The sequence below is a fragment of the Endozoicomonas sp. 2B-B genome (assembly GCF_053470045.1).
This window is the reverse complement of sequence record NZ_JBLZMU010000001.1, coordinates 3,611,905-3,631,062: the sequence shown is the minus strand read 5'-3', so window position 1 is coordinate 3,631,062 and position 19,158 is coordinate 3,611,905. Positions and strand designations below refer to the sequence as shown.

The window sequence follows — 19,158 nt, the reverse complement described above, 5'->3', positions numbered from 1 at the left end:
TCCAGATAAACTTTTCAATCAAGACTTATGGCGCGGAAAAGGACCATTGAGCAGTTGCCCGAAAAGCGATAATCAGCTAGCTTGGAGGAGCACCATCAAATAACTGATTGAGGGAATGAGAAATGTCTCAGGGAAAGCCCATGAAAGACAGTACTGTTGATGCCATTGCAGCTGTTTCGATAGTAATGCTGATTGTTGTTACTGCTGTATACTGGGTCAGCCATCAATAAGCTACCCAGACTGACTGAGCACCAGTTTCACCAACATTACCAGGATCAGAATAAAAACAAGCGTTCCCACAATACCGGCGATGATGAAGTGCGCCGGACGTCCCTGCGAAAAATCACGCGCCCTGTTTTTTTCACTCTGCACACCAAACGCAGACGCTAAGGCGCTCTGCAGCGTTGACAGGAAGCCAGTGCCCTTTGCCATGATAATTCCCCGTTTCGTGAGTTCGTCTCATTTATTACATGCCAGTGATGAAGTCGCAAGTGATATGACAGGAGAAGAATTAACAAAGCGTGATAATCTTAAAAATCACCTCAAGGTAGACGTGTGAAAGTAGAGTTCAGACAATGTCATAAAAGTTGTAGTCGCCCAAATCATGAGATATTTTGCATAGCGATTGGTGAATCCGCTCGCAAATGTCTTACTGAATGAGTAGTTGCTGTAACTCATAAAAAGAGAGCCAGCCATTAACGCTGAATAGCGGGTAAAGTCACTGGCCCCCTGAGCCACCAGATATTTATCGGCACCATCAACCAATGCATACCCGGCTCCTTTTATGTAATGTCCACCGCATACAGTCATTCCAAGGCTATTAAACGCTTTTCCTATGGCAGCCTGTGTTATGGCTGACGGGATATAGGAAAGGCCAGATGTCACTTTTTTGGCCGGTTCCAGACTGGTGGCAGGAACAATGGTTATATCAGCTTCACCCAGAATACGATGGAAGAACAGTTGAATGCAGGCACCATTGACACTGATCGAGCAGGAGAGGAAGTGATCTGCCGGTACCGCCTTCAATATATTATTGGCATAGGTATTACCCGTAAAGGCAGTGACCATTAACTTTGTTCCATAGGGAATGGCTGTAACTAAACTGGTGAACAGCGAGGATTTCATTTTATTAATCTCGCTATCGGTCTCTTTGGCAAATATTTTCTTCTCAGCAACCTCATTAATCGCTTTGGTCGCAATATTCGCAAACAGCTTCCACGTATAGAATATCCGCACATCAGACTCAGACATCTCTTTCTTGTTTAGAACCAGGCCCAGATTATCCCGATAATGTAAATAGGTGCAAAAAATAGCAAGAGACAAAGTGTAACCGCTGGCATCTATCTGAGGTGTGATGTAAGACCAATTATGATCTCTGATCAAAAGCGGTATTATATCCCCCAATGCCAGAGCTTCTGCCAGTATTTGAGCGTTGGCGAAATGTCCATAATATCCGTCACTGGTATCAACAGGTCCCGAGCTGAAGAGCAGGGAATTGAAAAGTTTGAGAAGAACAGTCAGTGATTTACCGGTGTAATAAACAATGTTATTCCTTATGACCAGACTGTCTCCATTCTCCTTATTTTGATAAACATGGACTTTTTCCAGCCAGTCCGTACCAAGTTCAGGCAGATCTGACTCCTGAAATAAAGCCGTTTTTGTTTCCGAATCAGTAGCGGTAGGACAATCCATTTTCGCAGTACAATGTAACTGGGCATCTTTTTCTAATGATGAATGGTCAGAGCCTGAGGATACTTCGGCTGGCTTTATCTGCGTAAGTACAGTAAAGCGCACAATCTCTGTCAGCTGCTTTGAAGTTTCCTGTTGATTGAAAAGGTAAATCTCAACATCACACTTGAGTCTCTGCTGATGACAGGGTGCCCGAATTTCGTGATCCAGACTTCTTGCCTTTAACAAGCCAGGTAATGTCAGCTCGAGATATTCTCTTGCCTCTTCCGAATACATATCCGGTAACTCAGTTATGATAAATTCTACGGACTCCTGCTCTTGTATAGCATCAACACCAAAGTGCTGCTGAAACCAGGCAGCATGTACATCGATTCCCGTTTCAAAACCCGGAGCCGGAGCAGTATGAGGATCACGCAACTTCGAGTTTGTTTGGCCAACACAGAGAGAAGTGAAGCAAGCAGATAAAACCAAAAAAATTAACTGTTTGAGCATTAATTGCATAGAGCATCCTTTAATAATAAAAACACCTGAAAGCTTGAGGAGTTTGATAACTGAGACCTTAAGGTCTTGGCTTACAGGCATAGTCATAATTTCCCATCACGGTATGACCAAGTGCCAGTACCTTTCCTGCAGTCGGATAAGAATGACTTACCAGTGCAGAGCCCGTTTCGTAGATCATGATTAACCCGGAGCCCTGGAGTATGTACATCATCATCGATCCGGGGAAGTATCGGAGGTTGAGGTAAAGGGAACCTGCCGTAATAGCGCCTCCCATGGCGAGCCCTGCCGTATCTTTAGCAATCGGATGATCGAACAGGTTTCGACCCAGAGTGATCGCCATTTCAGTGTTTACCAGACCCGCTGCTTCTAGAGCATTCACAAGATAGACCCAGGGCAAACCACTGGATAATTTCAATAAGGCCAGACCGCTCATGCTGGCCATAGAAACAGAAGCTAACCCTTTACATAAAACCAGTTTTTCTGACTCCCCATAGTGGGCATGAGGTAAAACATGATCAAAGTTTGCCATACAGTAATTTTCAAGAGAGCCAATGGTTTCATAAGCGGCACTGATCATCAGGCCGCCCGATAGAGATACGTGGTAGTATTTTCGACCGACATAACGAGCCATCGCCAATGAATACTGCTCAATATCTTTGGCGTTTATACCTTCCATGGCTGCTGAGTTGAGCAGACCCGTGTTTACCACCCCAGCCAGAAGGACAACGTAGATGGTTGTTACATCTCTTGATGCTGCCGCAGTCGCTTCGTAACTTGTAAAGCCTTTACTCAGGTAGATATTTTTTAAGTGAGTTCTCAGGGCTGATGCCATATTGCTGGTGACACCAATGGATTTAGCTCCGATGGCGAAATTTTCCAGCATATTCACTCCGGGTCCCGGAGATGGATTGTTGGCATTATAAAATTCAGCGAATAAATTAAGGCCAACAAATGACAGGCCCGTCAGGACGTAACCGGCTGAAGGTTCTTCCTTATAACGCTGAGTCTCGTTGCTTTCTGTCGTTTTTATTTGGTCTAACACCTTTTCGACTTCACGGTATTGTGCAACAGGTAGAGCGTATTCGTTGGTGAAGCTGGTCTGAGGGATGGACCAGGAAAGAATGGTGACCAGATTCAACAGAAAAACAGGCTTGTGCCAGTAATTATGAGGATCAACTCCGCCTGCTATTGAATTGGTAAAAGCTGATCCCAACAATGCGAAACCACCAAACTTGATTAATGAGGCGGATGGCAGACTGTTAAAATAATTAAAATTAGTCTCGTAGTCATTGCAGAAAAAAGGTTCTTGCTGCTGGATCAGGGTAGTATTCTGAGGAAGTTCTTCTCTGGAAACAATCGGATGTCCTTCCATGCCGGAGAAGTAGGGTGGCAAGTAAAATTCAAGAAAGATGGCGTGACTGTTTAAGGGCTTTATGGTCAGAATCAATATCAGCAAAAAACACGAACTGAGGGACAGCCGAATCGATCGAATGACCATAGTATTCACCTATTTTAATATTATAAAAGTTTTTGTTAACGCCCTGTTTTACACAGAAGTCCTTTCGAAAATTCATTATAGTGTCTGTTTGAATAATTATTAGGTTATTCTTGTATCATATTGAAATGAATGGAGTTCTTTTTATTATATAAATGGTGACTGTTATCTCAGGCAGTTATCTCACACTGAAAAAAGCTAAATGTTTCGGAAGGGTTTTGAGAATGTGGCAGCCCGTATTTCAGGACTGCCAAAATATCAGATAAGGTTCTTTTCAGATTGCTGCATAGGTGCAAGAGGCCCGGTCAGAATAACAATATCGTCTTGTTCGAGGGCATCCACTTCTTCCGGATCCAGACTTTGGCCGTCCCGTTTTACTTCAACAACAGAAACATCGTCTTCAAGCGGTAAATCACGGGGATTCAATCCTTCACAGGTATTACCCCGGCAAACGTTAACAGCATGCCGTAAAGAAGTTTCCTCGCTGTCTCCCATAACATCTTCATAGCCGGGATAGTAACCATTGAGAATATCATATTGTTGTTCTCTGGCTTTATGGATCTTGTCTCTGACCTGATTACGATCTATGCCCAGCATTAACAGAACATGCTTGACGATCAACAAACTGGATTCGAGCACTTCAGGAATAACGGCTGTGGCACCGGCCTTTTTGAGTGAGTCTGTCAGACTGTCATCCTGGGTTCTGACCAGAATGGGAATATCCTGATAATGGGAACGAATTGTTTTGACAATCTCCAGGGCATTTTCACTGCGATCGATACAGACAATGACTTGCCTGGCGCGTTTCAAACCAACTGACTCCAGAAGCTCCAAACGACGCGAGTCTCCATAAAAGACAGGTTCGCCTGCAAGTCCGGCTTCATGAACATGTAAGGGGTCATTATCTACTGCTACAAAGGCCAGCTTTTCCTGCCCCAGGAATCGGCTTATTGTCTGTCCCACACGGCCGTAGCCGCAAATGAGTGTATGCTGTCTGATGTGAGAGACCTGCTGCTCAATATCGCCCTGATCAATTTGGGACTGTATAGCCTCCTGTTTCTTATATAAAAGATTGACAATTTTGCTGCTGTTTCTGATGAGCAATGGCGCCAGAATCATGGATAGAATAGTAATGGCCAGCACCACGGAAGCTCTTTCTCCCTCCGTTTGGCCATATTGAGTAGCCAGAGCAATGAGGGCAAAACAGAATTCCCCCCCCTGAGCCAGAGCCAGACCGGTTTTGAGTGAAGTACTTTTTTTCTCTCTGAGCACTCTTGCCAGTAGCGTAATGATACCCAGTTTGAAGATGACCAGGCCCACTGTACCCAGGATAATCGCTGGCCAGAAATTCAGCAGGATATTCAGATCCAGCATCAGCCCGACGGAGACAAAGAACAGTCCCAGTAGAATATCCCGGAAAGGTCTGATATCCGCTTCCACCTGATGCTTATAGTTACTCTCACCCATCATCATGCCGGCAATAAAACCACCCAGAGCCATGGACAAACCCAGAACATGAGTTAACCAGGCCGCCATCAGGGCAATCATGAGAGCGGTTAATACAAACAGCTCTTCAGAGCGGGTCCTTGCGACTTCGTTAAAGACTCTGGGCAGAATCCATTTACCAACGGCCATCATGAGCAGGACAAAAAGCAGGCCCTTGGCCAGAGCCATGCTAATGGTGGTGAAGACTGATTTGTCTCCCGCCCCCGCCAGGGCTGGAACCAGAATCAGGAACAGAACTGCGGCAATGTCCTGGAACAGCAGCACACCAATCGCCATCTGGCCCTGACGACTGCGAATTTCATTGCTCTGGGTCAACTCTTTGGAAACAATCGCAGTAGAAGATAAAGCAAGAGCTGCTGCGACGATCAAAGCTTCTTTTACTGAAGTTCCAACCACCAGCAAAACCGCAAAGATTCCTGCCCCACACAAGAGGACCTGCCCGCCCCCAAGCCCAAACACTTCCCGCTTCATGGACTTAATTCGTTTAAGCGAAAACTCCAGACCAAGAGTAAACAGCAGGAAGACCACGCCAATTTCTGCCAGCAAGCTGATATCAAAGCTATGATCGATCAAGCCGGTAGCGGTGGGGCCAAGCAAGATACCCACCGCCAGATAGCCAAGGCTTTCGGGCAGATTCAGGCGATGAAACAGAGCAATGGCTCCCACGGAGAGAGCCAGAATTAACATCAATTGATTGAAAAAAGTAAAGTCCATCGTTTATAGGGCCTGGTTATTCTTTTTACAGTGAAAATACAGCTCTCTAGCAAAATTTTGGGGTGAGCTAAATGAACGGTTACAATTGTATCCGACTTAGCCTCCCGCTGTTCAGGAAAACTTGTGCTGCACTTATCTTTCTATACCACATCTGGTTGCCATCTGTGTGATCATGTTGAAGAGTTCCTTATAATTCTCGGCCAACATCCCCAACTTCATAGTCAATTCTGTTGGTCGGCGGTTGAAATCAGCGTATCTGACGATTTGATTGAACAATATGGTGTCAGAATCCCGGTGATCGCTACCGAAGAGGGTGACGAGATAGGCTGGCCGTTTGAAATGGAAGAGCTCGGAGAATGGATCTATAACCACCTGACTGAGCATTCATCCCGGAGTTGATGGCTTCTTAGTCAGGCTCCTAGGATTTTTATTACAGATTCAGTATTCTGAAACTAGGGAAACAGTTTACACAACATTGATGGATCGTATGTCTACAGCCTTTAAAAAAATCTCTGACAGCCATGAAAAGTTAATGAAGCTCGCTTCAATGGCCTCAGTCACAACTGCCGCCATCCTCTTATTCGTTAAAATTGCCGCCTGGTTTATGACCGGTTCTCTGAGTGTTCTGGCAACACTGCTGGATTCTGTCATGGATGTGGTTGCCTCGGTGATCACACTCGTGGCAGTCAAAATTTCCCTCGAACCTGCCGACAAAGAGCATCGATTTGGCCATGGCAAAGCTGAGTATCTGGCTGTTCTGGCTCAATCTGCTTTTATTTCTGGCTCGGCCATTATTTTGTTTCTCAGCGCAACTGACCAGCTGTTAGGAGAGGAAGGCAGCGTTGACAATGAAACAGTGGGCATGACCGTCATGCTTTTCTCGATTATAGTGACTCTCGTACTCCTGTCTATACAAAACTATGTTGTGAAGAAAACCGGATCTGCTGCCATTGCTGCAGATTCCGCACATTATCGAGTCGATCTGCTCACCAATGCCTCTGTTATTATTGCGCTCTATGGTGCCAGTCAGGGTTATTTCTATCTTGATCCGGGATTTGCTCTCCTGATTTCGATTTATATGCTGGTCAGTGTTGGCAAAATGGCGTGGGATGCGGTTCAGCAGCTTATGGACCATTCATTGCCAGAGCAGCAGGTTCAGGACATTGAACGCATTGTGCTGGCTATTGAAGGGGTTCTTGGCATCCATGAGATGAGAACCCGTATTTCTGGTCGGGTTCCCTTTATCCAGATGCACATCGACCTTGATGGTGATCAGAGCTTGCACGAAGCTCATGATATTGGTCAGGCTGCGGAAGATGCCATTATGGCGTTCCTTCCCAATGCCGACGTCATTGTTCATCTGGATCCAAATTGAAGAAGTTTCTGGCCGTTTGTGATGTCTCTCTGGCCACTTGCCCGAAGCTTTTGCCCGTTTGTTCAGCAATGGTTTTCACTACCCAGGACAAATAGGCAGGCTCATTCCTCCTGCTCTTTGGCTTTTTGTCCATGCTTCTGGGCAGAAGCCAGGGGGCATCGGTTTCTATCATCAGGCGATTTGCCGGAATCTCTTTCAATAATGGATGCAGGTGCGTACCACGCCTTTCATCACAGACCCAGCCGGTTATGCCAATGTGCAGATCCAGATCAAGGTATTGATAGAGCGCTTTTTTGTCGGCAGTAAAACAATGCAAAACCAGCCCATCAAGGTGATCTCTGAACTCTCTGACAATGGCTGTAAAACGCTCAGCTGCATCACGCTCATGGCAGAAAGCCGGGAGACCTGCTTCAACGGCCAGCTGTAACTGTTGCTGAAAAACAGTTTCCTGAATCGGTCTGGGAGAAAAATCCCGATTAAAGTCCAGACCCATTTCACCCGCAGCAACCACTGGCGATGCTTGAAACAGCTCTTTCAGGGCTTTGTAACAGGACTGTGTGGCGTTTTTTGCATCGTGAGGATGAATGCCGGCCGTTGAATAGCAGTAATCGGAATACTTTTCGGCCAGTTCCAATGCCTGTTGAGACTCAGCAACAGAGGTTCCGGTAAGAATCATCGTATTCACGCCTGCTGCAACGGCACGCGCCACGACTTCGTCCCGATCCTCTGAAAATTGCTTATCGGTGAGGTTCACACCGATGTCCACCAGATTAGGGTTCATAAAACCTCGAAGTTACAGGTGAAAATCTGGTACATTCTCTCCAAAATAAGGTGGGCATGGCAATCGGGCTATGCGCTGAATCTTTAAATTCATAGTGAGACTTTAATGACTCATTCTTCCCTGACTGTGTCCCATCTTGCCATTCACCCGGTGAAGTCGCTCAAGAAGATTTCAGTCGATCAGGCTGTTATTGATCCTATGGGATTTATTAATGATCGACGCTGGTTGGTCGTCGAGCCCGATGGCAAATTTATGACCCAGCGCCATTATCCAAAAATGGCATTGATTTCTGCTACTCCAGACGGAGGTGGACTGACCCTGTCTGCACCGGGGATGTCTGATCTCATCATTAAAGACCCGGAGCAAGCGTCTGCAGTCTCTCAAAAGCGTGTTGTGGTTTGGAAAGATGAGCTGCAGGCGCTTGATGCGGGTGATGCCGCATCCCAATGGCTCACTGAATGTCTTGGCTTGCCATGCAGAATGGTTAAGTTCTCAAAGCAGGTGCATCGTCAGGTGGATCTTCGTTTTGCCAATGAGGGAGATTGCACAGGTTTTGCTGATGGTTTTCCTTTCCTTCTGACCACAGAAGCTTCATTGCATGAGCTTAACAGCCGCCTTGATACTCCGGTCACCATGGACCGTTTCAGACCCAATATTGTCGTTCAGGGCACCAGCGCTTATGCAGAAGATCATTGGCAAAGAATCAAAATAGGTGAGGTGGTTTTCCGTGTGGCCAAGCCTTGCAGCCGATGTGTCATGACAACGGTTGATCCGGCAACAGGCACTAAGACAGGAAAAGATCCGCTATTGACATTGTCAGGTTACAGAAGAACGGAGATGGGCGTCATTTTTGGACAAAACCTGATCCATGAATCTGAAGGCGTTATCCGATCTGGCGACACAGTCGAGATTATTGAATAGTTTTAAAGAACATTAAGAAAATATTGTAGCCTCTTGATGCAAGAGGCTATTTTTTGTCAGATAATAGTCAGACGTCAAATTCTACCCAGAGAGGAGCATGATCTGAAGGCTTCTCCAAACCACGAATATCGTAATCAATGCCGGTTGCTTTGCAGTGCGTCATCAAAGAGTCCGTTGCGATAACACCATCTATTCGAAGACCTCGTTTGGGCTCACGATCAAATCCACGACTGCGGTAGTCAAACCAGCTGTATAGTTCTTCACTGTTCTTTTTAGCGCATGCACGGAAGCAATCAGTGAACCCCCAGGCCAGAAGTCGGTCAAACCACTCTCTTTCTTCCGGCAGGAAACTGCATTTTCCCGTTCTTAGCCAGCGCTTTGCATTATCGGGGCCGATACCAATGTCAGTATCCGTGTGGGAGATATTAAAGTCGCCCATAACCAGCAAAGGTTGATCCGGTGAATACTCTTTATCCAGAGTGCTCATCAGATCCTGATAAAAAGCCTGCTTGGCTGGAAACTTGGTAGGGTGATCACGGCTCTCGCCCTGAGGGAAATAACCATTAATGACGGTAAAGGATTGGCCACTGTCGGTCTGGTATTCTCCGGTGATAAGGCGCCTCTGGGCATCAGGGCCATCGGTTTTGAAACCTTTCTCGACCCGGACAGGCTTTCGACGACTCATCAAGGCAACGCCATAGTGTGTTTTTTGTCCGAAATACTCAACATGATAACCCAGGGCTTCAATGGCCTCGACCGGGAAATCTTCATCAGTGACTTTGATCTCCTGCAGTCCAATGACTTCAGGCTGATGCTTTTCGATCAGAGCCTTGAGTTGATGCAGACGAACACGGATTCCATTGACATTGAATGTAATGACTTTCATAACCTTGAAACGGCTTCCTTAGGTAGTATCAGCTGCATCATAGCCGAAAAGCCTCCTGGTTATAAGCTGAAACGCCAGACCCAAAGGTCAGAGATGTGCAAAGATATTAGCCTTGGCTTGCTGCTTACTGGTCAGCTTTTATATAGTTTCCTTTAAAGAATCGTACAAGGTCGTACGACATCTCTGGAACCATCACGACACATTGCGAACACTCTATGCCTGACATTAATCGATCCTGGATCCTTGCCGGAGGAATGGCGGGGCTTTTAGGAATCTATCTGCTGACCGCAGATGTGACTTCCATGTCCGATACCGGTAAGTCCTCATCTCTGGCGCAAAGCACCCCTGTTGCTGAATTGCCGCTGGCCAGAGTCTCAGCCAGAGTTTTTCCTGTTGAATCTATTCACCGTACACTTAGCTTGTTTGGCGAAACCCAGCCCGACAGGATCGTGACGATCAGTGCAGAAATCTCTGCCAGAGTGATAGCCGCAACTGGTCAGAAAGGGCAGCTCATAAAAAGTGGAGAAGCTATCGTCACTTTGAAAGAGGGGGCATTACCGGCCCAGATTGCCACTGCCAAAGCCAGAGTCCGAAAAGCTGAGCTGGACTATGAATCAGCACTGTCACTGAAAAGTAAAAACCTGATTGCTGAGAATGATTTGCCACGACTGGAAGTGGACCTGAGCGAAGCGCGATCAGCGCTTGCAACGCTTGAAATTGATTTCGATAACACCCGAATCCGTGCTCCGGTAACCGGCATTCTGAATGACCGGTTTGTTGAGCAGGGTGATTATATTGAAACAGGGAAACCCGTCGCCGAGATACTCGATCTTGATCCTCTGGTGGTTGCTGTTGATGTTCCCCAGTCACATATTGCTGCAGTTACCCTGAGTGATAGCGCGGATATTCGTTTTGCTTCCGGTGAAACAGTCTCTGCAAAAGTTCGCAACATTGCCCGTCTGGCGGAATCGGGCACCCGAACCTTTAAGGTAGAACTCAGTCTGCCTAATGCAGCTATGGAGACACCGGCCGGTTTGAGTGTTGAGGCTGAACTTCAACTGGAACAAGTTGAAGCCATCAAGGCTTCACCAGCCTTATTAAGTCTGGATGAGACCGGTAACCCCGGCATCAAATGGGTGGATGAACAGGATCAGGTGCACTTCACTGCCGTTGATATTGTCAAATCTGAAGCCAGCGGTATCTGGCTTGGCGGTATTCCTGCCAGTGCCAGACTCATCACCAGAGGACAGGGTTTTGTCAGGGAAGGGGACCGGGTGATGGTTGAACTGGAGCAGGCTCTTGCGGCTAAAGGAGACAAGCTTGCGGGGGATACACCATGAGCAGCCTGATTGGCCTGTCGCTGGATCGCAGTCGTACAGTTCTGATGATGTTTATTCTGATTCTTATTTCGGGGATGGTCTCCTACCTGACGATTCCCAGAGAATCTTCGCCTGATATTCCTATTCCCTTCGTATATGTTTCCGTCAGCTACGAAGGCATTTCACCGGAAGATTCAGAAAGATTACTGATTCTGCCTCTGGAAAAAGAGCTCCAGGGACTTGAAGGCGTCAAGGAACTCTCTGCAACGGCTTCACAATCTCATGCCTCTGTCACACTTGAGTTTGAGGCTGGTATGGAGCTTGATAAAGCGCTTGCCGATGTCCGCGACAAGGTGAACCTGGCAAAAAGCAAGCTGCCAGATGGAACCGATGAGCCCGTCATTGAACAAATTACCATGGCCAGCGTAAACCCTGTGATGACTGCTATTCTCTCGGGCCATCTTCCTGAAAGAACCATGGTAAAGATTGCCCGAGCCCTGAAGGATGAGTTGGAAGCCCGCAAGGCGATTCTGGAAGTAGATATCGCCGGTGACAGGGAAGAAGTCGTAGACGTTATTATCGACCCTATGAAGCTGGAAAGTTATGGTCTGGTGCCTGCCGATGTCATTAACCTGGTTTCTCAGAATAATCAGCTGGTCGCTGCTGGCAGCATGGATACCGGTCAGGGTAGTTACTCTGTTAAAGTCCCTGCCGTTTACAAAACCCCGGCAGATATTCTTTCCCAACCAGTAAAAGTAGAAGAGAACCGGGTAGTGACCTTTGCAGATATCGCTACCGTCCTGAGTACGTTTAAAGAGGGCGGAGGCTATGCCCGCCTGAACGGCGAAAACAGTATTGCCCTGGAAATAAAAAAGCGCCCCGGTGAGAACATTATCGAAGCCATTGAAGTGGCAAAAACTATCATCAATCATGGTATTGCAGCCGGACCCGAGACGTTGAAAGTGGATTACGTGGGTGATCAGTCCGAAGAAATAAAAAGGATGCTGACTGACTTGCAGAACAACGTCCTGTCTGCAGTGATTCTCGTTGTTATCATTATTATTGGTGCCCTGGGGGCTCGCAGTGCCTTTCTGGTGGGCATCGCAATACCCGGTTCATTCCTGTCGGGCATTCTGATCCTGGAGATTATGGGTCTGACCATTAATATGGTCGTGCTTTTCTCGCTGATTATGGCGGTAGGTATGCTGGTTGATGGCGCTATTGTTGTCACAGAATATGCAGACAGGAGAATGGGGGAGGGGATTCATCGCCAACAGGCCTATCTCGAAGCCTCTCGCAAAATGGCCTGGCCCATCACCGCCTCCACAGCCACAACACTGGCAGCATTCTTTCCACTGATGTTCTGGCCGGGAATGATGGGGGAGTTTATGAAGTACTTGCCCCTGACTCTGATTGCAACACTGGCTTCTTCACTGATCATGGCCCTGATTTTCATCCCAACGCTGGGTGCCACGATTGGCAAACCCCGCTCACTGGGGGCTGGAGAAAAAGCATCCATGCAGGCTGTTGAGTCAGGCGAATTTGATCAGACCACCGGATTCACCGGGCGATATGTTTCAGTTTTAGCCCGCGCGATAGACAACCCTGGCAAGGTGTTACTTTTTACCTGCATCACGGTAGCGCTGATTTTTACTCTTTTTATCAAGACTTCCCGTGGTGTTGAATTCTTCCCTGATGTAGATACTGATGCCATTATCATTACCGTAAAAGTGAACTCAGGGAACCTTTCCGTTGACGAAAAAGATGCCCTGATGGAAAACATAGAAGCCCGCCTGCTGGATCTGCCTGGCATGGAGACACTCTATGCCAGAACCGGAGATAATCAGGTTGTAGGGACCTTAAGAATCAATCTTGAAGACTGGCAGTACCGTGACACAACCCTGGCCATAGCCGGGGATGCTGAACAAAGATTGTCAGCATTCTCAGGGCTGGATATAGCCGTTGAACGTGTCAAGGATGGTCCTCCCGGCAGTAAGCCGCTGGAGCTGATTGTCAGGGCCGACAATCTTGACACTCTATACAATGCAGTAGCTAAAGCAAGAAACCTGCTCGAGAATCTGGGTTCTTTTACCAATATTGAAGATTCAGGGCCCGCACCCGGTTACGAGTGGCGTCTGAGTATTGATCGTGCTGAAGCTGCCCGATATGGAGCCGACGTTACAACAACCGGCAGTATGGTAAGAATGGTGACATCCGGATTAACAGTGGGGTCCTATCGCCCTGATGATTCCGAGGATGAAGTAGATATACGCATCCGTTACCCTGAAAGTGAACGACATCTGGAAAGTATTGACCAGCTTCGTCTAATGACTTCTTCCGGACTGGTGCCCATCAGTAACTTTACTGAGCGAGAAGTCACTGGCAAGCTCGATAATATCAAGCGCATAGACGGTAAACGAAGCATCACTCTTTCAGCTGATCTGGTTGATGGAGAGCTGCTTTCACAACAAATCCCGTTATTGACCCAAGCGTTAGCAGCGGCCAATTTTGGCGATGGTGTCAGCTTTGACTTTAAGGGCGAGGAAGAGGACCAGAAAGAGAGCGGACAATTCCTGATGCAAGCATTCAGCGTCGCGCTGTTTGTCATGGCCATGATTCTGGTCACCCAGTTCAACAGTTTCTACCAGGCTGCATTAATTATGTCAGCCGTGATATTGGCCACAGGTGGCGTCTTCCTGGGACTGATGATCACCGGTCAGAGCTTTGGCATCGTTATGTGTGGCATCGGCATTATTGCCCTGGCGGGGATTGTCGTGAATAACAACATTGTTTTGATCGATACTTTCAATAGTCTTAAAAGAGAAGGGCATAGTGTACGAGAAGCGATTCTCAGAACTGGCGCTCAGCGTCTCAGGCCCGTTATGCTGACAACCATCACGACCGTATTGGGCCTGATGCCCATGGTATTGTCGATGAACATCAATATGTTTGATCATTCCATCGAGATTGGAGCACCCTCCACCCAGATGTGGAATCAGCTGGCGACCTCCATAGCAGGGGGGCTAACCTTTGCCACTCTGTTAACACTGCTGGTGACACCCTGCCTGCTGATGATCTCCGGGAAATGGCGAGCTCGTTCAGTTCGCTGATCTCTCAAAAGGGCATAATGCTTGCTGTTGAGCATTATCTGGCATCTAAGCCTGCAATTTGGATAAATCGCATCCCTATATCTATACACTTTCATGCTCGAAAACAGCCGCAATTGCTTCAGATCGTTGATCGAAAGGCATTTGCTCAATGGTTTGAAGCTCCCTGTTTTTAACAGAGTCAATCACCGCAGTGGAAGTCGGCTCTTCTGTCGCCTCATGTCCCATGGCTCGAATACGTTCAAAGGTTTTGTCCATGTTTGCCTGATGCGTCTCTTTTAAATGAGCCTGCAATTCGCGCTTCTGACCAAAATTAGTCCGACAGGCAAGGCAGAATGTCTTATGGAGGTATAACCCCTTCATTTTCCTTTTATCCAGGGGAATGAAGTTATTATCCTTTCCAGCTGCCAGGTCATGAAGGTGTTTATTAAATGATTCAATATTGTGATAGATCTCCTGACATGGAATTGCCTTAAATGACTTAGGCGTTGCAAACTGCAGAGTGTCCGGTTTAAACAGCGATCTTATCTCTTGTGGCTTTTTCTGCAAATAGCTAACAGCAGCAGCTGCCTGTTCCGGGTTTTTATCAAACCAGTCAAGGATTTTAGTAGTGCTTATTCGGGAGGCCGGATTGTCAGCATGGTGTTTATAAAGTTGTCGGAGCACTTTATTATATTTCAGTTGCCCGGCAGGTAGTGCTGAATGTCGGTGACGTCGTTGTTTTTTTGCGGGAGAGTTTACTTTTTTACGAAATACTTCGGTTATAAACTTGCGCTGGTCCTTATCAATCACGAATTCTGAGCGATGTTTTTTCTCACACTGGCTTCCATCCGTGAGCATGTGCTCAAAATGAGTCATTTTAGCTGGATGGGGGAGGGTGCTTTTATCAGGATCAACAGGGGTCTTTGTGCGTTTTCTGTAATTTGGGTTTTGCCTCTGTGCTGCGGGAATGGCTATTTGCTTATCTTCGACCAACACAGGAGTGCCTTCTGTACAGAAATTTTTAGCATAAAAATCCTTAACGCTTTTAGCAATTCTTTGTTTCAGGACGTGATCTCTGTGTTTGTTCTCTCTTATGACAAGTCTCCGGTTCAAGCCATCCCGACATTCACAAAGATAACGGGTTGCTTCGCAAACGGTACACGTTGAACAGCGGCAAGTAATAAATTTACTTTGTTGTTCCCTCAGTTTTTCGTGCTCATCGGCCAGATCTGAAGGCTCTGAATCCTGTGTCAGTGTCAAGTCTTCCAATAGTTCTGGAATGGCAGTGCTCTCAGCATAAGCGCGGCTCATTTTCCAGTACCGTTGCTCAGCAATGGGTAATTCATCAAATGCCCCAAGCAACTGGCTCAACTGCAAAGCCGTTACTTTAAAGGGAATAGGGATGCCAATATGTTGTTCAACGGCCAGTTTTTGTTCCTTAAGGTGACTAATGTATTGTTTGCGCTCTCGATAATATTCCTCTCCGTAGCTGATATTGCCCTGATTATCCTTTGTTGCTGCAAATCCCTGCTCTTTGAACTGCTTTTTAATGAGTTTAGATTTCTCTTTTTTAATCTGCTTTGTCGTAGTTTTAATGGCCTCAATGAACCCTTGTCTGGCTTTCAGTCGTCTTTGTTCTTTTTGGAATACTTTGAATTCTTCTGTTCCTAAAAACAGTTTCTGATTGTTGGGATTAGTATAAAACTGAGACAGTATTTCTTTTATTTCCGGAATAGGAGGTAACGTTTTCCATTCAGCCAGTTGTATTGGACGCGCCAACTGTTTAGTGGTGCTGTCGAAATAGTCTCCATTAGCAATCTCTTCACTGAGTGCATTACTTCTCCAACTGACCACTGATCTATAGTTCATCAGGTAGTTATAAATGCCATCAAGGTAATGTAAGGTAAGGGCAATATTAGGGATGATCTCGGCCTCGACCGCTTTGCAAACCTTATCTTGCTGGGCTGGATCCTGCCACTGGGAATACAGGGGAGTCAGTTTATCGGTCTTGTCAATAAAGGCCCTGCCAATCATCAACTGAAAGGTTTCAAGTTTATGATCAGTCCATAACGATGGGTTTGCTACCAGCATAAAAGCAAAGGCGCCGATATCATAAGTCGATGAGATGCCTTTTTTCAGCTCCCGTTGAATGACATTTTCGAATTGTTCTTTTCGACTGGCTCCTTCGTCTTCGTATGCGAAGGTATTGTCAGATATTTCCTTGGTAAAGAAAATCAGCAGATGGCAGACTCTGTTCATAGTGCATGCATTGTTCGTATTTACAGCACCGAACCAGATGTCTTTGACCAGACGGAAAAATGCCAGATATCCTAACGGTGATGGTGCACCCCTATAGCTTCGATAGTGGTCGGAGCAAACCTCCGACGTAGAATCGAAGTTAAACTTCACGTCACCTTTTAACACCAGTTCTGGCCAGTTTCTTTTAATATATCGAGCTTGCTCTTTGAGTTCAGGAGGCCAACCGTCGACAATGGTTACAATTTCCTCACTATTGGGCCACAAGGTGGCATAGTGTTTGTCAAGTTTCTCGGCTACATCATTATTGACTGACTCTGCAAATTTTGTCAGTGCCTCGGCCAGCCGGGCTTTACCCTGAACGCCTGGTGTCCGTTTAATAGCTTCACTGAGCTGGTCAAAAAGAGGAAAACGACCAGTGCGCGAGCCCGAATCCAAAAAGTGGGATATAGCTTCATAGGTGGGGGTAATGTTTCTCTCTTGAAGTGTTTTCTCTGCTGCACTGATTTCTCGTTGTGAAAATCCCCGAATCTTCAAACTCTGTATTTCAAGTGGCTCTGTTGTAGAGGTATTTCGTGAGTGAAAAGTACTGGTTATTGTTGCAGAATCCTCCTCCGAGTCACTCAGACCCACTAACCAGAACCTTTCATTCTGATCGGTTGTACTTCGATTTAGCGTCGATGAAATATCCATTTAAATTTTCTCCAATCTTTATTCAGGCCGGATCGTTATCAGTGGGCTGGCTCGGGCTGCTCTCACTATCACCCGGAGGCTTGCCAGTCAGGTTAAGCTGCAGTTTTTCGGCCAATTCATGTTTACGCATCAACTCCCACACTTTTACCTGAGCCTGGTCAAAGTCAAAATTGCCAGATGGCTCACATTGTGCTGCCTCGTCGGCATCTTGCCCTTTATTTCTCAGAGCCAGCAGCCGTGCTTCAGCAACACGGCAACGTCCAGCTGCCTGTTCACAAAGACTCAGGGTCAGGTCAAGGTTGGGAATAGTCGAAGCTCCAAATTCATTAAGCGGGTTTCTCGACCTTAGCGCTTCCAGCATAGAGCATGCTTGCGTCTTTTTTTCATAGGTCTGTTCTTTCAGCGAGCTGGCAAGCCCAATGATAATATTTTGGCATTCACTAACACTCAGCGTGAACGGGCCTTCGTTCAAAATGTCTCGGAATAATCCTTCCGCATGTCTGAAATTTTGTTTTTCTAGTTCTATGAAAGCTTCACGCATTCTATCTTTAGCGGTAGTCTTGTTTTTACTTGTTACGGGATCTGTTGTGAAATCTGCTCGATTGACTCCTTTCCTGACGTAGATTTGCACCTGCGTACAGCTTAACAAAGTCCCTCGCATAAGAGTTTTATCACGCAATTCATAGTTTTCTCTGAGAAACTCTATTGTCTCTTTTGACACAGAAAAAAAATGATCCTGTTGGTCGTCATCTTCGACAATAATGAGAACAACCACTTTATTTAATGCTTCCGATTCAGTGTATTTTTTTACCATAGGAAAGCTAATAGGATGCCCCTGCAAGTCAGGGAAACTCATAAATAATACTGAGTTCTTATCAAAAAATAAGGGAGTAATATCATCGCCCGTCAAATCCTTATCATTTACCTTCAGAAAAGGAGAAAGAGCTTTCTCTGCTAAGCCATGATCTTCTTTATCGTAGAGACTTCTGGCAGGTGAATAGTCGTAAGGTCTCACAGTAAAGCCTGCCATGGCAAATAGCGCACTGTGATAACAAAAAGGCCCTGAGCCCGCATCAATGATAACATTGTCTTTTGGATCCAGATTTAAGTTGTCCTCCAGAAAACAGCGAATCTCATCAAACTCGGACGGCAATAATGGAGCATATGTTACTATGTCCCCAGCTAAAAGAGCTTTACGTTCAGCCATAAACTTATGATATTGGATTAATCCAACTATTGAGTCTTCTGAAATATCACAAATATCTCGGCATTCGCCCGGTCTATTGCTAACCTCAAACTTCTTGCCGGGATGAGCTTCCGCCTTAGAGATTTCTTGCCAGTAAATAAGACCAATACTACTGACATCAGTAAAATCCAGTTTTGGTTTGCGTTCAGCCGCTTTAGAAGCATTTACATCGAAAGCAACTGCTCTGGAGGAAATTTCGATCTCTTTCTGTCTTGTTGCAGGGTCAGGTGTGAAATCTGCTTGATTGATTCCAGATGGCTCACCGCTGACAGGCCTTACGGTTTTGCATGAAGCATTGCCATAATTCTCATTACCATCGTTTTTAGCACTATAACCAGACTGGCTTGGTCCCGGATTACATGAGGTGTTAGTTAATCTGTCCATCGTTTTATTCTCTTGGCTTTATCCATGATGAAGGAAAGTTACCCTCTACAGGTACTTACGCTTGTTGACCAGTGAATAAAAAAAAAGTTCCGTAAAACAAATTGAATCTTGAATAGTTCCAAGGAAAAAGTATCTTACGTGCAGGTAAATTTGCTATAGGTTCACATTGCGGCTACATGACTCGAAATTTATAGAGTATGAACCTTGATGCGAAGGAAGGAGGAAAGCTCCATAAGCCAGCGTAAGTTGAAAGCCTTATTATATATTTAACATAATATATATTATGCGCAATCTATGATATAA

13 protein-coding genes are annotated in these 19,158 nt (G+C 46.1%); 5 read left to right on the top strand and 8 right to left on the bottom strand.

Annotated features, from left to right (window positions below; translation table 11 throughout):
* Positions 1-231 precede the first annotated feature (231 nt).
* The 4 genes from ACOMHB_RS13800 to ACOMHB_RS13785 all read right to left on the bottom strand — a co-directional run bounded on the left by ACOMHB_RS13800 (position 232) and on the right by ACOMHB_RS13785 (position 5,905).
* Entirely contained in the window at positions 232-432 is a 201-nt protein-coding gene (locus ACOMHB_RS13800; RefSeq protein ID WP_422133734.1) for a DUF2970 domain-containing protein, read from the bottom strand.
* Between the two features lie 105 nt (positions 433-537).
* Positions 538-2,106, bottom strand: coding sequence for a hypothetical protein (locus ACOMHB_RS13795; protein WP_448217040.1), 1,569 nt, complete (start codon positions 2,104-2,106; stop codon positions 538-540).
* Positions 2,107-2,248: 142 nt separating this feature from the next.
* Positions 2,249-3,688, bottom strand: coding sequence for a hypothetical protein (locus ACOMHB_RS13790; RefSeq protein WP_448217039.1), 1,440 nt, complete (start codon positions 3,686-3,688; stop codon positions 2,249-2,251).
* 255 nt (positions 3,689-3,943) lie between these two features.
* Positions 3,944-5,905, bottom strand: a complete 1,962-nt coding sequence (locus ACOMHB_RS13785) for a cation:proton antiporter (RefSeq protein WP_448217038.1) — start codon at positions 5,903-5,905, stop codon at positions 3,944-3,946.
* Positions 5,906-6,028: 123 nt separating this feature from the next.
* Between ACOMHB_RS13785 and ACOMHB_RS13780 the strand changes: the two genes are divergently transcribed.
* Positions 6,029-6,304, top strand: coding sequence for a glutaredoxin family protein (locus tag ACOMHB_RS13780; RefSeq protein WP_448217037.1), 276 nt, complete (start codon positions 6,029-6,031; stop codon positions 6,302-6,304).
* 88 nt (positions 6,305-6,392) lie between these two features.
* Positions 6,393-7,280, top strand: coding sequence for a cation diffusion facilitator family transporter (locus tag ACOMHB_RS13775; RefSeq protein WP_448217036.1), 888 nt, complete (start codon positions 6,393-6,395; stop codon positions 7,278-7,280).
* On the opposite strand, the gene ACOMHB_RS13770 is transcribed toward ACOMHB_RS13775, so the two are convergent.
* Positions 7,255-8,061 carry a TatD family hydrolase gene (locus tag ACOMHB_RS13770; protein WP_448217035.1) on the bottom strand — a complete coding sequence of 269 codons (807 nt, stop codon included), beginning with the start codon at positions 8,059-8,061 and terminating at the stop codon, positions 7,255-7,257. The two genes, ACOMHB_RS13775 and ACOMHB_RS13770, sit on opposite strands and share 26 nt — an antisense overlap.
* Before the next feature lie 105 nt (positions 8,062-8,166).
* Here ACOMHB_RS13770 and ACOMHB_RS13765 point away from each other — a divergent pair, with 105 nt between their 5' ends.
* Positions 8,167-8,982 carry an MOSC domain-containing protein gene (locus tag ACOMHB_RS13765; protein ID WP_448217034.1) on the top strand — a complete coding sequence of 272 codons (816 nt, stop codon included), beginning with the start codon at positions 8,167-8,169 and terminating at the stop codon, positions 8,980-8,982.
* Between the two features lie 67 nt (positions 8,983-9,049).
* Here the strand turns inward: ACOMHB_RS13765 and xthA are convergent, their stop codons facing one another.
* On the bottom strand, positions 9,050-9,868 hold the full coding sequence (gene xthA / locus ACOMHB_RS13760) for an exodeoxyribonuclease III (protein ID WP_448217033.1): 819 nt from the start codon (positions 9,866-9,868) through the stop codon (positions 9,050-9,052).
* A gap of 215 nt (positions 9,869-10,083) precedes the next feature.
* On the opposite strand from xthA, the gene ACOMHB_RS13755 reads away from it, so the two are divergent.
* Positions 10,084-11,208, top strand: a complete 1,125-nt coding sequence (locus ACOMHB_RS13755) for an efflux RND transporter periplasmic adaptor subunit (protein WP_448217032.1) — start codon at positions 10,084-10,086, stop codon at positions 11,206-11,208.
* Positions 11,205-14,297 carry an efflux RND transporter permease subunit gene (locus tag ACOMHB_RS13750; protein WP_448217031.1) on the top strand — a complete coding sequence of 1,031 codons (3,093 nt, stop codon included), beginning with the start codon at positions 11,205-11,207 and terminating at the stop codon, positions 14,295-14,297. Before ACOMHB_RS13755 ends, ACOMHB_RS13750 begins: the two co-directional genes overlap by 4 nt.
* A gap of 81 nt (positions 14,298-14,378) precedes the next feature.
* On the opposite strand, the gene ACOMHB_RS13745 is transcribed toward ACOMHB_RS13750, so the two are convergent.
* Entirely contained in the window at positions 14,379-17,225 is a 2,847-nt protein-coding gene (locus ACOMHB_RS13745) for a hypothetical protein (protein WP_448217030.1), read from the bottom strand.
* Between the two features lie 22 nt (positions 17,226-17,247).
* Positions 17,248-18,855, bottom strand: a complete 1,608-nt coding sequence (locus tag ACOMHB_RS13740) for a hypothetical protein (protein WP_448217029.1) — start codon at positions 18,853-18,855, stop codon at positions 17,248-17,250.
* Between the last annotated feature and the right edge of the window lie 303 nt (positions 18,856-19,158).

Coding starts and splice junctions, on each gene's coding strand:
- ACOMHB_RS13755 (WP_448217032.1), top strand. CDS start 10,084: ATGCCTGACATTAATCGATCCTGGATCCTTGCCGGAGGAATGGCGGGG.
- ACOMHB_RS13790 (WP_448217039.1), bottom strand. CDS start 3,688: ATGGTCATTCGATCGATTCGGCTGTCCCTCAGTTCGTGTTTTTTGCTG.
- ACOMHB_RS13765 (WP_448217034.1), top strand. CDS start 8,167: ATGACTCATTCTTCCCTGACTGTGTCCCATCTTGCCATTCACCCGGTG.
- ACOMHB_RS13775 (WP_448217036.1), top strand. CDS start 6,393: ATGTCTACAGCCTTTAAAAAAATCTCTGACAGCCATGAAAAGTTAATG.
- ACOMHB_RS13750 (WP_448217031.1), top strand. CDS start 11,205: ATGAGCAGCCTGATTGGCCTGTCGCTGGATCGCAGTCGTACAGTTCTG.
- ACOMHB_RS13740 (WP_448217029.1), bottom strand. CDS start 18,855: ATGGACAGATTAACTAACACCTCATGTAATCCGGGACCAAGCCAGTCT.
- ACOMHB_RS13800 (WP_422133734.1), bottom strand. CDS start 432: ATGGCAAAGGGCACTGGCTTCCTGTCAACGCTGCAGAGCGCCTTAGCG.
- ACOMHB_RS13745 (WP_448217030.1), bottom strand. CDS start 17,225: ATGGATATTTCATCGACGCTAAATCGAAGTACAACCGATCAGAATGAA.
- ACOMHB_RS13785 (WP_448217038.1), bottom strand. CDS start 5,905: ATGGACTTTACTTTTTTCAATCAATTGATGTTAATTCTGGCTCTCTCC.
- ACOMHB_RS13770 (WP_448217035.1), bottom strand. CDS start 8,061: ATGAACCCTAATCTGGTGGACATCGGTGTGAACCTCACCGATAAGCAA.
- xthA (WP_448217033.1), bottom strand. CDS start 9,868: ATGAAAGTCATTACATTCAATGTCAATGGAATCCGTGTTCGTCTGCAT.